The sequence below is a fragment of the Fictibacillus sp. UD genome, assembly GCF_043558025.1.
Taxonomy (GTDB): domain Bacteria; phylum Bacillota; class Bacilli; order Bacillales; family Fictibacillaceae; genus Fictibacillus.
Genome location: NZ_JARUHH010000001.1, coordinates 436,312 through 450,814, shown reverse-complemented (window position 1 = coordinate 450,814; position 14,503 = coordinate 436,312). Strand labels below are relative to the sequence as shown.

Here is a 14,503-nt window from a genome sequence, read left to right as displayed (position 1 = left end):
TCTCTCTGTTAGAAGCGTTTATGAAACTTATTTCGAATAAATACCGCAATGGAATTCATAATCAGCAAGATAATCATCAAGATAATGATTCCGCTCGCTGCGAGCATATGGAAATCTTCTTGTGGTCTGCTCGTCCAGTTGTAAAGCTGAATAGGAAGTACCGTAAACTGCGAGAATAAATTTTCTGGCACAAATGCAACATATGCTAATGCTCCTAACACTAATAATGGAGCTGTTTCCCCAACTGCACGAGATAGAGCTAAGATTGTTCCAGTCAAAATACCAGGTAGCGCAGCAGGAAACACAATTCTTCTAATGGTTTGCCACTTTGTTGCGCCCATTCCAAATGAAGCCTCACGAATTTCCCTCGGAACTGTTCTGATCGCTTCTTGAGAAGCAACTACAATAACAGGAAGAATCAATAAACTCATCGTTAATCCACCAGCCAGCACACTCGATCCGAGTCCAGCTAAACGAACAAAGATTGTAAGTCCCAACAACCCAAATACAATGGATGGAACACCAGCTAAGTTAGAAATATTAATCTGAACAAATTTTGTGAATGCATTTTTCTTCGCATACTCTTCAAGATAGATAGCCGTTCCAACACCAAGGATAAATGAAACAGGTGCCGTAACCGCCATGATCCAGATCGTTCCTAGCAGCGCTGCCCAAATACCTGCACGTTCAGGCATTCTAGATGCGAAGTTAGTAATAAAATCTAAACTTAAATAAGGTAATCCTTCAGATAAAATTCTATAGATCAAAACACCTAGTACAAGCAGGGAGAAGCATGTTGCAAGTATAAACAGGAATTTAGCAAAGCCGTTCGCTGCTATTCTGCTCCCCATTTTCTTTTTAACAGACTCTTTATTAATTAAACCCATTAATATTCCTCCCTAAACTTGCGGGAAATAAATTGAGCAAGTAAATTCATGATTAACGTAAATACAAACAACGTCATACCTACAGCATAGATACTGTAATAAATCGTAGTTCCATATCCTGTATCACCTTGACTGACTTGTACGATGTAAGCAGTCATCGTTTGAATGGATTCCGTCACATTAATATCGGCAGTCGGTCTAGAACCACCTGCAATGGTTACGATCATTGTTTCACCAATTGCTCTTGAGATTCCTAGAACAAACGAAGCAATCACTCCAGATAGTGCAGCAGGCAATACAACTTTAATGGCAACTTCAAAACGTGTTGCACCTAAAGCCATAGCACCTTCTCTCATAGAGTTTGGCACAGCATTCATCGCATCCTCTGATAATGATGCAATCATAGGTATAATCATAATACCCACAACAATTCCGGGGCTTAAAGCATTAAAGATTGAAATGCCGCCTGGAATAATTTTATCTAATAAAGGTGTTACAAACGTGAGTGCAAAGAATCCGTAAACAATCGTAGGGATTCCAGCTAAAACTTCAAGAATTGGTTTAATGATCTTTCGAGTTTTTGCTGATGCATACTCACTTAAATATATAGCTACAGCAAGACCTACAGGGATTGCAACAACCATGGCAATGGCAGTAATCGTCAATGTACCCATAACTAGTGCAAGAATCCCGTAGTCAGCATTTTCGTCAGAAGTAAAAGGGAACCAGCGAGTATTCGTTAAAAACTCAAATATTGAAATTCGGCTAAAAAACGTAACAGTTTCTGTTAATAAAGTAAAAACAATGCCTAACGTTGTAAAAATAGATATAATTGCACAAATCAAAAAGATTTTTGGAACTACCTTTTCCATTACCGCTGATTGACTTCTTGAAGATTTATTCTCCTGAATCATAGAGCGGATTGATTTTTGGTTTGTTTTATCTCTGGACACCAACAAGACCTCCTATAATTCGACAATACTAAACAGGTGAAAGGTGAGGAGATATCCCGCTCCTCACCCTTTATTATTTTCCTAAGTTATTCCATAAGAAATTCTTATTTACCTGCAAGCTCATCAAGCTTTTTCATTTGCTCTTCGTACTTTTCTTTCGGAAGTGATACATATCCGATTGAATCAGATGATGCAAGCTCACCTGCGTTCTCAAGAGCAAACTTCATGTACTCATAAACTGCTTCGTTTTCTTTTAGAGATTTGTTGTTTACATAAGTGAACAACGGACGAGAAAGTGGAGCGTATTCACCAGATTCAATTGTTTTAGCTGTTGGTTCAACAGGACCGTTTCCACCATCGATCGGAACCGCTTTTACTTTATCTTTATTTGCCTGGTAGTATGCATAACCGAAGAATCCAATAGCATTTTTAGAACCTGTTACACCTTGAACCAATACGTTGTCATCTTCAGATAATTGAGCATCACGGCGCATTGGTTTTTCTTCAAGGATTACTTCATCAAAATAATCGTATGTTCCAGAGTCTGTACCAGGAGCATAAATTTCGATTTTTTCCTTAGGCCATCCTTCACGTACATCAGCCCAAGTTTTTGCAGCCTCTTCTTCAAGGAAGATCTTTTTAAGCTCATCTAATGTTAAGTGATCAATGAAATCATTTTCTTTTGGTACTACTACTGACAAACCGTCTTTTGCTAGTTCGAACTCAGTAAATTCAATACCTTTATCTGTAGCAGCTGTTTTTTCTTCATCTTTAATCGGACGTGAAGCGTTAGCTAGATCAAGTTCTCCACGAACGAATTTTTCAAATCCTCCACCTGAACCCGAAACCCCAACTGGTGCTTGAACATCAGGATTTGAAGCTTGGAACTCTTCAGAAACAGCTTCCATAATTGGGAATACTGTGGATGATCCATCGATTTTGATTTTACCGCTTAGATCTCCGCCGCCAGCAGCTCCATCTTCACTCTTGTTTCCACATGCTGCAGCGAAAACTAGGATTAGTGACATTACCGCTAAAAGGTACACAGACTTCATTTTCTTCATCTTGATAGGTCCCCCTAAATATGATTTTCGTCTTTTCATGTTAGAGAATTCTCTCAGGTCATGATCCCTTTTTTAAAAGCTTGTTTCTTTCTTACAAGTTCTACAATAACCCTTGAATGTGAACTGCGTTTTAATGAATTGTAAAGGTATTGTTAAGACTGATTCATCGACGAATATGTTCTTAGTCTTTACTAAGACTATCTATCTATACAAAAAAAGAATCACGCCTTTTAGCGTGATTCTTGATCTTGAGCTCTACCTTTTGTATCCGGATTAGCCGGAATGCCTTCTTTTTTCATTGAGAAATACGCATCCAGTGCACCTTCAGCTATTTCACTGTTCGTATTCCCCTCTTTAATGTTTGGAACAACGACTGCAAATGCTACCTCTGGATTTTCGTATGGTGCATATCCAATCAGTGTCTTATTAACAATACCTGTAGCCTTATCAATTTCAGCTGTACCTGTTTTTCCTGCTGGATTATAATCCTTGTTTTTGAACTTCCATGCCGCTGTACCGCCGTTGCCGTGCATAACTTCATAAAATCCTTTTTGTACAACTGCGATTTCACTTGGCTTCATTTCGATCCTATTTAAAATATTTGGTTCAAACCGATAAAGAAGCTTTCCTAACTTGTTAGGATCTATGGATGGTTCTCTTACCTCTTTTAAAAGATGAGGCTGCATTCTAAGGCCACCGTTAGCAATAGTAGAAACATACTGTGCCATCTGCATCGGAGTATATGTGTCAAATTGACCGATGGAGAAGAACATCGCTTGTGACAGTTCATTGCTCATCCCTGTGTTATAACCAGTCGCCTCTGAGGGAAGATCTATCCCAGTTGGTACACCAAGACCAAATTGACTGTATGAGTTTCTTAATATATTAAACGCTTCTTGGACCTTGTTCTCGTTAAAGCGCTTATTGGAATAGTCATATCCCGCTAAACGCATAGCAATGTGCCACATATATACGTTTGAAGATCTTTCTAAAGCTTCAACAGCGTCGACTGCCCCCATGTTTTCATGCGATTTTAAAGGACGGCTGTCACCAAAAGTTAACGGTGCATCATTAATGATCGTATTTGGCTCGATAACTCCTTCTTTGAGGCCAGTTAAAACAGTTGCTCCTTTAACAGTTGACCCCATAGCATATGAGTCATAAACATTGCCAAAAGGTATGTCTGTAAACTTCCCTGTTTTTCTGTCGTATTTTTTAGCCGCCATGGATAATATTTCACCGGTATTCGGATTCATCATGACAACATACGCGCTGTTTAACTTGTTGTTGTCGTATGCAAACTTGCCCCGGATAGCATCTTTTAATTTTTCTTCGATGACTTTTTCAACTTCTTGCTGAAGATTCATGTCTACAGTCAGAATAAGATCGCTTCCTCTTGCACCATCTTCCTCTACCGGATCTCCAACTGGATTACCCTTTTTATCTGTAACATATTTAATTTTCGACTTTGTTCCACGTAGAAGTGATTCGTATTGTTCTTCAAGAAAACTCGTGCCGACCATATCGTTACGGTCATTACCACGTGCTGTGTAATAATCCATTCTCGATTTCGGTATTTGCTTTACTTGACCGAAGATATCACGAAAGGAATTACCATAAGGATATGATCGTTCAGCATCAGGTTTTATATCCACACCTTCTAGTTCAGGTAAATGCTCACTGATCAACGCAATTTCTTTTTCGGTAGCTCCAACCTTAATTCTTTGGGGAGAAAGCGTATAACCCCTGTCCATTTCACTTTTAATCGCAAGAACTTCAAGCTCTTTATTTGTAAAGGAGTCAATATCTTCTTGAGTTACTTTTTGAAGCATAAGATTATAAAGCTCTTCTGGGGGAGTATCCTTATTCTCTTCCTTAGATAATCTTGATTCTACTTCCTTTTCGTTTAGAAAAATAAAATAATCTTTTTTATCTCGTTCGGTTAGCTCTTCAAAATCTTTATCTATAAGATCCGCTAGCTTTAAGGCTAATTTGTATCTTTGCTCAGCATCAGCTTCCTGAGTTCTTGTATATGTAATAGAGAAAACTGGATCATTATCCACTACTACCCGGTAGTTCGCATCAAACATTTTACCTCGTGGAGCATCCAATTTCGTTGTTACATTCTCTGTTAAGTAAGCATCGCGCTTATATTCTTCACCTTTTACGATCTGCACATAACCAAGTCTGAGAACCAACACTGAAAAGAGAAAGAACGCCGATAAAAAAAGGGCATTGATTCGAATTGGTACATGGTTTTTCTTTTTATTGTCGTTTGTTTTCATAATATTGTAAATCTCCCTCTAAAACATCACAGACACCTTTCTAAAAAGGTGTCTAAAGCGAACCGGTAATTATATCTGCATAATAATAGTATCCTTACAAAGGCAATTATGTCAAAAGATAATTATTGTTTGTTAGGATTGTTTCCGTCTTGCTGTGATTCTGCAAGCTCAATTGTTTTTTGAGAGCTGCTTTTTGAGAAAGAAACTTTTCTTAAGCAAAAATAAATTAAAAAGTGTCCGGCACCTAAGATGGGCAGCAATAAAGGAATACCCTTTTCTTGTGATAACAGATTTACTACGATGATAAACGTAATGATTGAAATGATTCTTCCTGCATTCAGATACATTTCACGAACAACAATATATTCAATTCTTTTTTCATGAATACCCCTGCATTTTCCGATAATATCATACGTTAATGAGACATATGGAACTAATAACAGCGGATAAGCAATCGAAACAGATACCCCGTATACGACAAGGAGTGTAAATGAAACTGGGAAAAGCAGCATAAACGGCGAAATAAAGAGCAACAATCCTCCAGTAAATATCGCTCTCATTCTATTCCTTGGTGTTAAATAATGCGAGACACAATAATACCCAACAAAAGATACAAAGGACTGAACAAACCCGTAAGTTCCAAGAGCGAATTCACTTTTAGAAGCTGTATATACCCATATTACAATTAAAAAAACAAATGTTCCTTCACGAAATCCCTGAAAAAAATGTGCTCTTAGCAACTGCAACCAAGCTTTGTCTTTTTTACGTTCCTGTAAAACCTCTCTTATACCAAACCTGCCATCTGCTTTTCTTCGATTTAAAAAAAAACTTATAGCAACTGCAACAAAAAACAAGACCATTGAAACGGTGAAAATTGTTTCGTATCCTGCATGTTTGTCCATCCTAGTAATGATATACCCTGCACTGAGTGGACCAATCATTCCTGAAAGGGAATTCAGTACGCCTAGATATCCGTTAAAAAAATCACGGGTCTCCGGTTCGGTAACTTCCAATGTCAGCACGTTAAAAGCAAGCCAGTAAAATCCTAAACCAAATCCTAACATAGCCCCAAGTAAAATGATGTAGTTACTCGCCAACGATCCCATGTAAAGGACGCCTATATAAAATAAAGCAAGTATTAAAACACCTATTCTCAGTACGATAACGCGGTCAATTTTTTTGGCAAACCATCCCGCTAAATAAAACGCTATCGGCTGCATGACAACAATAGAAAGATTGTAAAAAGCGATATCTGTAATTTTCCCAGATTGCTTCCACAAAAAAATGTTAACAAACGTATTTGAAAGAGCTGTACTTAAGGTAAATAATCCGCCTACAAATAGCAATAAGAACAAATCTCTAGGGTATTGGTCGGTATCCATGATTTTTTTTAATCTCATGTTTTCGCCCCCTTACATATCGTCGTTAGTGTCTTTCAAGACGATAGGGGCTATTCACTTTTTCACAAATTGGTTTTTATTGTATAAAGGGGTATGATGATATGTTTGAGTATTGGATTTTTGATTCTGTAGATATAGACCTTTTCTATGACTCCGATGTAAAACTAGAAGACAGTCCGAAGTTGTACAAAGATTTTATTTGGTATTTTCAATCAAAAAATGTATGTGTTATTCAATCGTTTGTTCCATTCGGTGACGGTAATCTAGCTCTTGATGAACTATTAGTAAGGTTAGCAGATCAATATGAAATACATGACAAAGGCATAATAAAAAGCCACTGGCAAGCCAGCAGCTTTCATTAATTATTTTGCTTCGTTATAACGCTTTTCAACTTCATCCCAGTTTACAACGTTCCAAAATGCAGCGATGTAATCAGGACGTTTGTTTTGATAATTTAAGTAGTAAGCATGCTCCCAAACATCTAGTCCTAGGATCGGTGTCTTACCTTCCATAACAGGTGTATCTTGGTTTGGCGTGCTTGTAACTTCAAGCTCTCCATTGTTTACAACTAACCATGCCCAACCAGAGCCAAATCTTGTTTTACCAGCGTTCGCAAACTCTTCTTTAAATGCATCTAGGCTTCCGAATTTACTGTTGATTTTGTCAGCAAGTTCTCCAGATGGCGCGTTTGCTCCGCCTGGTGCAATTACTTCCCAGAAAAGACTATGGTTAGCGTGCCCACCACCATTGTTTCTAACAGCATTTTGGATACTTTGCGGAAGAGAATCAAGGTTTGAAAGAAGATCTTCCAAGCTCTTGTTTTCAAATTCAGCTTGCCCCTCAAGAGCAGCATTCAAATTATCAACATATGTTTTGTGATGGCGACCGTGGTGGATCTCCATTGTTTCTTTGTCGATATGCGGTTCAAGTGCGTTTGTTTCATAAGGTAATGCAGGCAGTTCAAATTTAGCCATGTTCATTTCCTCCTTATAATATGTAGAGTTTTATATGTTCATTTTCAAGGTAGCTTGAAAAGTGAAACCATTTAATCAACTTACTTGTTTAGAAAGTATTCAACATGTTTACCTTATCAAATTTAAAGCGAACTTTCAATTTTTAAACACTGTACCATTTTTAATCATAAAAAAACCTTACGGCACGCCGCAAGGTTAATATGTATAGTATGGTGGCTCGAGACGGAATCGAACCGCCGACACGAGGATTTTCAGTCCTCTGCTCTACCGACTGAGCTATCGAGCCAAAAATTTTTCAAAACCAAAATTTTTGGTCTTATTTAATTACTGTGTCTCTTCCTCTACACGTTCCCTTCTAGGGTGTATCCGTCGAGACAACTCGCAGCATACTCTTGCTGTAACGCTCGTAGCTATCGAGCCAAAAAGAAGATATTTATGATTTTATTTACTACAAAATATGTAATGGAGGAGGTAGAGGGATTCGAACCCCCGCGGGTCGTTAAACCCCTGTCGGTTTTCAAGACCGATCCCTTCAGCCGGACTTGGGTATACCTCCTCGATTATATGGTGGACCCTGTAGGACTCGAACCTACGACCAATCGGTTATGAGCCGACCGCTCTGACCAACTGAGCTAAGGGTCCAAAGATAAAACTTATGTAAATGTTATGGGGCGGACGAGGGGAATCGAACCCCCGAATGTCGGAACCACAATCCGATGCGTTAACCACTTCGCCACGACCGCCATCGTGATTAATAAAAAAAACATTTTGGTAGCGGCGGAGGGAGTCGAACCCACGACCTCACGGGTATGAACCGTACGCTCTAGCCAGCTGAGCTACACCGCCAAAATGGCTCCACAGGTAGGACTCGAACCTACGACCGATCGGTTAACAGCCGATAGCTCTACCACTGAGCTACTGTGGAATAACGTCTTAACTTTGTTAAGGACAAGAACTACTATATCACGTTGTCGTAATTAATGTCAATAACATTTTTGAAATGAATTTGCGCGAACACATGTACTTTTTAGAACAAAAATAATATAACACGCCCGCCAGCAATAAGCAATGAAGATTTATAATACTTGATAATAAAAATAACCGATCATTAAAGCCTGTGTAAAGACTTTAATCAGAGTTGTTCCTACGAAAGCAAGCACAGTACCAATACCTACAGAAACGGCTGACTTCAATCCTTTTCTTTGGAATAGAAGTTCTGCAATTACAGCACCTAAAAACGGTCCAATCAGTATTCCGGCAACAGGTATTACAAAAGGTCCAGCGATCAATCCGATCGAACTTCCCCATAAAGCCGCTTTAGATCCTCCTTTTTTCTTAACCGCATAAGCATTCCCTATGTAGTCAACAACAAACAAACTGATAAACAATAAGATTTGCACAGTAAGAAATAAAGGCGTGAACGGCTCAAATGAAAAAGCAAATCCATAGATTAAAAAACCGGCAGCTAAAAATAATACACCAGGTAAAATCGGATAGGTTAACGCAATAAAACTGATTACGAACACTAAACCAATTAAAAACCAATATACATAGTCCACTTCTGTCTCCTTTCTTGTAAAAGACCAAAAAAATAACCAGGAGGAAATTCCCCCTGGCTTCATTTTACTTCTCTAGCACAGCTTCTGCAATGTTAACAGCGTGGTCACCTATTCTTTCTAGGTTACTTACGATATCAACAAAAACAATACCTGCATTTCCGTCACAAAGTCCTTCGTTCATACGCATAATGTGCTGTTTGCGAAGTGTACGCTCCATTTTATCGATTTTATCTTCTAATCCAAGCACTTCTTTAGCCAGTTCAATGTTTCCTTCTTCTAATGCTTTAACGGCCTTGTCGACTGTTGAAACGGTAAGAGTAAACATTTCATCTAAGTCTTTTTTAGCCGTGTCTGTCAAACGAACATTATTACGCAGTTGATAATCAACAAGTTCAATAATATTCTCCATATGGTCCCCAATACGTTCAATGTCACGAGAGGTGTCTAGCAGCATTGAGTGTTCATTTGATTCTTGAGGTGTTAACGGATGTGCAGACAGTTTTACAAGATAAGATGTTATCTGGCGATCTAAATTATTGATTGCTTCTTCATATTGAAGAGCAAGATCAGAATTCTTTTTATCTTTTTCATTTAAATAAGCGATGGCTTCTTTTAATCCCGCTTGAGAATAATTGGCCATACGAATAATTTCTTGCTTAGCTTGTCTGATTGCTAGTGAAGGTGATGTCTCTAATACGATTTCGTCAAGATGTTTCGCCTTGTACTCAATCAATACATCTTCACCTTTAATTAGTTTGGTAACAATAAAGGCTAATAACCCAATGAACCAGAACTGTATCAGAACGTTCGTCACATTAAACGTACCATGAGCAAATGCAATTTGCATGGCTGGTTCTAAGTCAAGCTTTGCTGACAAGAATTCAATATAGTGTCTGAACGGAACAAGAACGATCAAAAAGATAACTGTTCCAAGCAAGTTAAAGATTACATGAGTAAGCGCAGCGCGTCTTGCTGCAACTGTAGTACCGATAGCTGCTAAGATTGCCGTAATAGTAGTACCAATATTATCACCAAACAATACAGGCAGTGCGGCTTTAAGATCAATCATATTTTGAGAATAAAGTTCTTGCAGTATCCCAATCGTTGCACTTGAAGACTGAACAATAACAGTAAATAAAGTTCCAATTACAACTCCAAGGATTGGGTTGTCACTCATGGAAACCGTCAGATCTTGAAACGCTTGAAGGCTACGTAATGGTTTCATTCCGTCACCCATTAGTTCTAGACCTAAGAATAACGCACCAAAACCAAACGTAATCTGTCCAAAATAGTTATACTTCGGATTTTTAAAGAAAAAGATTAAGATGGATCCAACTGCTATGATCGGCAATGCATACTCACCTACATCGATACCGATGATAAAGGACGTAACCGTTGTACCAATGTTTGCCCCCATGATAACACCGATCGCTTGTCTTAAGGTTAAGAATCCAGCATTAACAAGTCCAACTGTTAACACAGTCGTACCTGAGCTACTTTGAATTAATACTGTTACAAATATCCCTGCTAAAACTCCCATAAAAGGATTTGTTGTTAATTTATCAAGTATTTCTCGTAATCGGTCTCCTGCTGAATTTTGAAGTCCATCTCCCATGTACTTAATCCCAAATAAGAAGATCCCCAGTCCTCCGATGAATTGAAATAACATTTCTTGATAATTCAATGTTTACAGCTCCTTATTAACTATCATTTATCAACCTTTGCCATTATCTCTATTTGTATAGTTTGTGTAAATAAAAAAGGGGAATTTGTAACATTTCCTTTACAATTGAATCTTATTGTCGAAAGGTCTGGGTTCATGTAAACTATTTATGGTCAGTAAATGAAGGAGTATTTTTCAATGAAATTACATATTCGTTTTGTTAAAAGTTTATTTTCAATAAAGTCGATTGCTCAATTTAGATTATTAGGTGTAGGGAGTACTATTCTTTATGTTTTATCCCTAACCTTATTATGTATTGTGCCTGTATTAATCATTTTCTTATTAAGTCTTTTGTCAGATAATAAATCCTTGTCCAATTTTGAAAGCTTTGGCTTAAATCCAGATCAAATGCAAAATTTTGCTTCCTCACTAGATGGAATATTCCCTATCATTGTAGCCGTAATCTATGCGGTGATGTATGTCCTGTTCTCAGGCATACTATTTTCAGGTGTTTCCATATTAGCTGGTATTGCAATTCCTGCAGCAAAAATTTTGGGGAGAAGACTTGCGTATAGACATCTATGGGTCATATCTTGTTATTCAATTACCCTTCCTTCTGTCTTGATCACAATTCTTTTTACTTTAAATATTCATGTTCCTCACTCTTTTATTTGGTTTTGGCTATTATCATTTATTATTTGCATCCTAGCTATTACTAAGACACCTTCGAAAAAAAATAAAAAAAGCGGCATATAAGCCGCTTTTTTTTCTGTCTATTTAAAGAGTGATTTAATCGCCTCTATCAGTGCGATAAGAAAGTCGATTATTTTCTGAATAAAAGATTGTGTCTCTTCCTTGTTTAAGAAGTCTCCAAGGTTTTCACTAATGTTCTTAAGATCGCTCTGAACTTGATCCCAATCAATATTTAGATCTTTCATCTTATTAAATAGTGCAATAAGCCCGTTCAATTCATCTTGAGTCAGTTCGATTCCCATATCTTTTGCAACTTTTTCGATTAACGCCCTCAAATCTTCTTCTGACTGTACCGGATTCTTTGCGATTTCCTCTTTAACACGAGTCATTAATTCTGTTGCTTCTTTTGTACCGATTCTTTCTCCTAATTTAGCTGTTTTAACCATTTCTTCATTAGCTACTTGTTTTTGTGCTTCTGGAATCTCAATCTGAGCTGTTGTTTCGTATGCCTTTAGAATACCCGTTAACGCTGCTGTACCAGACACTTCGAAAGGTGCTGTAACATAAATCTCTGCATCTGTAACACCAGCAGTCGTTAATGCATTCATATACATTTCTTCTGTTACCCAATTAATATTGTTGGTTTCAACAGATAAACCTTGATCTTTTTCACCAATTGTAATCTTAGATGACGAGATCGCTTTTGATCCAATTTGAGCTTTTGATATATATTCACCTAGATATTGGTGTTCTTCTTCATTTGTAACTTGTACTGTCTCTACATCAGCAGATACATCCATCTCTTTTAATAAACTGTTCTTTTGTTCTTCAGTTAAGTTTTGTCCAAGTGTAACGATGACATCCCCAGGTGCTGCGTCTGCAAACATTTTTAAAGGGGCAATAAATAATGCTGCAGCCATTATAGATAGCAGGGCGAGCACTTTTGCTTTTTTCATAAATTTCACCTCTCCAATCGGTACATCTAAAAAGATACGCAGAAATGTATTTTTTTCTGTCCTTCCTGCCTTTCCATTTTACACCAATGGTTATCCAGAAGTCACTTTAAACTTGTCATATTAAAGATGGACAAGCATATAGTCTTATATGTGAAATTATGCGAAAGGAGAGGGAATTCATGAAACGTTTCCTGAGAGCCTGTGCGATTATGCTTATTTTATATGTGGTCGCTTATGATTTAAAAATTGGTACACTCCCTCAATCTACACCTGCAAATGCTAATGCGGAAATAAAAACAGAAAAAAAGCAAAACAAATCTTACGAAACATATGAGGTTAAGCCAGGTGAAACCTTAATCTCAGTTGTTGAGAAGCTAAATACGAATGGAAATTATTCCATCGTTACCATGATAAAAGATTTTGAATCATTGAATCCTGGAGTGAATCCAGAAAATATTCAATTAGGAAAATCATATAAATTTCCGCTATATAATAAAGTGGATAGATAACATTACTTGTCAAAACAAAATAATCCCTGCTAAAATGAACTGATGATAGGACAGACTAATACTGTCAATTTGAAAAAAGGAGCGATTCACCAAATGAGTGAAATCACCCACCGTTCTAAAACAAGACCTGTAAAAGTAGGACCATTGACAATAGGTGGTACAGACCAGGTTATTGTTCAGAGTATGACAACAACGAAGACACATGATGTAGAAGCCACTGTAGCTGAAATAAAGCGTCTAGAAGAAGCAGGCTGTCAGGTCGTACGTGTAGCATGTCCAGACATGCGCGCTGCTGAAGCAATAGCAGATATAAAGAAAAGAATTAATATTCCGCTTGTAGTGGACATTCATTTTGATTATAAACTTGCTCTTAAAGCGATCGAAGGCGGAGCTGACAAGATCAGAATCAATCCAGGTAACATCGGGCGCCGCGAAAAGGTAGAAGCCGTAGTAAAAGCAGCTAAAGCTAAAGGGATTCCAATTCGAATAGGTGTTAACGCTGGTTCTCTTGAAAAGAAATATCTTGAAAAATACGGATATCCTACTGCAGATGGTATGGTGGAAAGCGCACTTCACCATATTCAAATTCTAGAGGATCTTGATTTTCATGATATTATCGTTTCAATGAAAGCCTCTGATGTTAATTTAGCGATAGAAGCTTATGAAAAAGCTTCAAAAGCATTTGACTATCCATTGCACCTTGGTATTACAGAATCAGGTACACTTTTTGCTGGTACTGTTAAGAGTGCCGCTGGTCTTGGAGCAATTCTTCACAAAGGCATCGGTAATACTTTACGTATTTCGTTAAGTGCCGACCCGGTTGAAGAAGTGAAAGTGGCTCGTGAGCTCTTGAAATCATTCGGACTTTTATCTGACGCAGCTACCTTGATCTCCTGTCCAACTTGCGGACGAATTGAAATTGACTTAATTTCAATAGCGAATGAAGTAGAAGAATATATCTCTAATGTACGTGCTCCTATTAAAGTAGCTGTTCTAGGCTGTGCTGTAAACGGACCTGGTGAGGCTCGCGAAGCAGATATCGGTATAGCCGGGGCTCGTGGAGAAGGATTATTATTCCGACATGGAGAAATTGTACGAAAGATTCCTGAAGATCAATTGTTAGATGAACTGAAGAAAGAAGTAGATATCTTAGCAAAAGCTCATGAAGAAAAGTTAAAAGCTGAAGCAGCTGCACAACAAATATAAAGTACGTAAGCTCCCGTTTTGGGAGCTTTTTTTAATTAAAGGATTGGCTGTCATTCCATATTTTCTGCGGAAATTCAGCAAGCATGAGCGGTGGTCTGGCAATAATTGAAAAAAAAACTTTTAGCTGATCACTTTTACATGGGGAGTGTTCACGTGGAACAAACAATTTCTATACATGTTCATCCCATTTATACAAAAAAGCTCATTGCTATTTAATTTCACGTTATTTTATATAATTTCACGTTATTTGAATTTATTTCACATTAATCTCTATAATTTCACGTTAATCGTAATAATTTCACGTTAACCATATTATCCCAGGAAACTTCAGCTTTATATAAAAAAGGAGAAGCC

13 protein-coding genes and 6 tRNA genes are annotated in these 14,503 nt (G+C 37.7%); 4 read left to right on the top strand and 15 right to left on the bottom strand.

What is annotated here, in order from left to right; translation table 11 throughout:
- Positions 1–8 precede the first annotated feature (8 nt).
- The 5 genes from pstA to P8610_RS02280 all read right to left on the bottom strand — a co-directional run bounded on the left by pstA (position 9) and on the right by P8610_RS02280 (position 6,589).
- Complete coding sequence (gene pstA, locus P8610_RS02300; RefSeq protein ID WP_289495123.1) at positions 9–887, bottom strand: phosphate ABC transporter permease PstA; 879 nt, start codon at positions 885–887, stop codon at positions 9–11.
- The gene (gene pstC / locus P8610_RS02295; protein ID WP_394602941.1) at positions 887–1,843 is read right to left on the bottom strand and encodes a phosphate ABC transporter permease subunit PstC; all 957 of its coding nucleotides are present in this window, start codon (positions 1,841–1,843) and stop codon (positions 887–889) included. The genes pstA and pstC overlap by 1 nt, the downstream gene beginning before the upstream one ends.
- Positions 1,844–1,944: 101 nt before the next feature.
- Positions 1,945–2,904 carry a PstS family phosphate ABC transporter substrate-binding protein gene (locus P8610_RS02290; RefSeq protein ID WP_394602940.1) on the bottom strand — a complete coding sequence of 320 codons (960 nt, stop codon included), beginning with the start codon at positions 2,902–2,904 and terminating at the stop codon, positions 1,945–1,947.
- Positions 2,905–3,134: 230 nt separating this feature from the next.
- Positions 3,135–5,189: a penicillin-binding transpeptidase domain-containing protein gene (locus tag P8610_RS02285; RefSeq protein ID WP_394602939.1), complete on the bottom strand. Its 2,055-nt coding sequence runs from the start codon at positions 5,187–5,189 to the stop codon at positions 3,135–3,137.
- 122 nt (positions 5,190–5,311) lie between these two features.
- Positions 5,312–6,589 (bottom strand): MFS transporter, encoded by a 1,278-nt coding sequence (locus P8610_RS02280; RefSeq protein ID WP_394602938.1) that lies wholly within the window; start codon positions 6,587–6,589, stop codon positions 5,312–5,314.
- A gap of 101 nt (positions 6,590–6,690) precedes the next feature.
- Between P8610_RS02280 and P8610_RS02275 the strand changes: the two genes are divergently transcribed.
- Positions 6,691–6,951: a hypothetical protein gene (locus tag P8610_RS02275; protein ID WP_394602937.1), complete on the top strand. Its 261-nt coding sequence runs from the start codon at positions 6,691–6,693 to the stop codon at positions 6,949–6,951.
- Here the strand turns inward: P8610_RS02275 and P8610_RS02270 are convergent, their stop codons facing one another.
- From P8610_RS02270 to P8610_RS02230, 9 genes are all read right to left on the bottom strand, one after another.
- Positions 6,952–7,563 carry a superoxide dismutase gene (locus P8610_RS02270; protein WP_289495118.1) on the bottom strand — a complete coding sequence of 204 codons (612 nt, stop codon included), beginning with the start codon at positions 7,561–7,563 and terminating at the stop codon, positions 6,952–6,954.
- 210 nt (positions 7,564–7,773) lie between these two features.
- Positions 7,774–7,849, bottom strand: a tRNA-Phe gene (locus P8610_RS02265).
- A 177-nt stretch (positions 7,850–8,026) separates the two neighbouring features.
- A tRNA-Ser gene (locus P8610_RS02260) sits at positions 8,027–8,119 on the bottom strand.
- A gap of 9 nt (positions 8,120–8,128) precedes the next feature.
- Positions 8,129–8,205 (bottom strand) — tRNA-Ile (locus P8610_RS02255).
- A 25-nt stretch (positions 8,206–8,230) separates the two neighbouring features.
- Positions 8,231–8,306, bottom strand: a tRNA-His gene (locus P8610_RS02250).
- 26 nt (positions 8,307–8,332) lie between these two features.
- Positions 8,333–8,409: transfer RNA gene (locus P8610_RS02245), tRNA-Met, on the bottom strand.
- Positions 8,410–8,413: 4 nt separating this feature from the next.
- A tRNA-Asn gene (locus tag P8610_RS02240) sits at positions 8,414–8,488 on the bottom strand.
- A gap of 151 nt (positions 8,489–8,639) precedes the next feature.
- Entirely contained in the window at positions 8,640–9,122 is a 483-nt protein-coding gene (locus P8610_RS02235; RefSeq protein WP_394602936.1) for a DUF456 domain-containing protein, read from the bottom strand.
- A gap of 64 nt (positions 9,123–9,186) precedes the next feature.
- Entirely contained in the window at positions 9,187–10,791 is a 1,605-nt protein-coding gene (locus P8610_RS02230; protein WP_394603099.1) for a Na/Pi cotransporter family protein, read from the bottom strand.
- Positions 10,792–10,983: 192 nt separating this feature from the next.
- On the opposite strand from P8610_RS02230, the gene P8610_RS02225 reads away from it, so the two are divergent.
- Positions 10,984–11,541 carry a DUF1189 family protein gene (locus tag P8610_RS02225; protein ID WP_394602935.1) on the top strand — a complete coding sequence of 186 codons (558 nt, stop codon included), beginning with the start codon at positions 10,984–10,986 and terminating at the stop codon, positions 11,539–11,541.
- 17 nt (positions 11,542–11,558) lie between these two features.
- Here P8610_RS02225 and P8610_RS02220 read toward each other — a convergent pair whose 3' ends face one another.
- On the bottom strand, positions 11,559–12,434 hold the full coding sequence (locus tag P8610_RS02220; protein WP_394602934.1) for a DUF1002 domain-containing protein: 876 nt from the start codon (positions 12,432–12,434) through the stop codon (positions 11,559–11,561).
- Between the two features lie 179 nt (positions 12,435–12,613).
- Between P8610_RS02220 and P8610_RS02215 the strand changes: the two genes are divergently transcribed.
- Positions 12,614–12,943: a LysM peptidoglycan-binding domain-containing protein gene (locus tag P8610_RS02215; RefSeq protein ID WP_394602933.1), complete on the top strand. Its 330-nt coding sequence runs from the start codon at positions 12,614–12,616 to the stop codon at positions 12,941–12,943.
- A gap of 93 nt (positions 12,944–13,036) precedes the next feature.
- A complete protein-coding gene (gene ispG / locus P8610_RS02210; RefSeq protein ID WP_394602932.1) occupies positions 13,037–14,149 on the top strand; it encodes a flavodoxin-dependent (E)-4-hydroxy-3-methylbut-2-enyl-diphosphate synthase in 1,113 nt (370 codons plus the stop codon).
- Positions 14,150–14,503: the final 354 nt, after the last annotated feature.

Excerpts from the sequence above, each read along its gene's own strand:
- P8610_RS02290 (WP_394602940.1), bottom strand. The coding sequence starts at position 2,904 with ATGAAGAAAATGAAGTCTGTGTACCTTTTAGCGGTAATGTCACTAATC.
- P8610_RS02220 (WP_394602934.1), bottom strand. The coding sequence starts at position 12,434 with ATGAAAAAAGCAAAAGTGCTCGCCCTGCTATCTATAATGGCTGCAGCA.
- P8610_RS02230 (WP_394603099.1), bottom strand. The coding sequence starts at position 10,791 with ATGTTATTTCAATTCATCGGAGGACTGGGGATCTTCTTATTTGGGATT.
- P8610_RS02225 (WP_394602935.1), top strand. The coding sequence starts at position 10,984 with ATGAAATTACATATTCGTTTTGTTAAAAGTTTATTTTCAATAAAGTCG.
- P8610_RS02215 (WP_394602933.1), top strand. The coding sequence starts at position 12,614 with ATGAAACGTTTCCTGAGAGCCTGTGCGATTATGCTTATTTTATATGTG.
- ispG (WP_394602932.1), top strand. The coding sequence starts at position 13,037 with ATGAGTGAAATCACCCACCGTTCTAAAACAAGACCTGTAAAAGTAGGA.
- P8610_RS02280 (WP_394602938.1), bottom strand. The coding sequence starts at position 6,589 with ATGAGATTAAAAAAAATCATGGATACCGACCAATACCCTAGAGATTTG.
- P8610_RS02285 (WP_394602939.1), bottom strand. The coding sequence starts at position 5,189 with ATGAAAACAAACGACAATAAAAAGAAAAACCATGTACCAATTCGAATC.
- P8610_RS02270 (WP_289495118.1), bottom strand. The coding sequence starts at position 7,563 with ATGGCTAAATTTGAACTGCCTGCATTACCTTATGAAACAAACGCACTT.
- P8610_RS02275 (WP_394602937.1), top strand. The coding sequence starts at position 6,691 with ATGTTTGAGTATTGGATTTTTGATTCTGTAGATATAGACCTTTTCTAT.
- pstA (WP_289495123.1), bottom strand. The coding sequence starts at position 887 with ATGGGTTTAATTAATAAAGAGTCTGTTAAAAAGAAAATGGGGAGCAGA.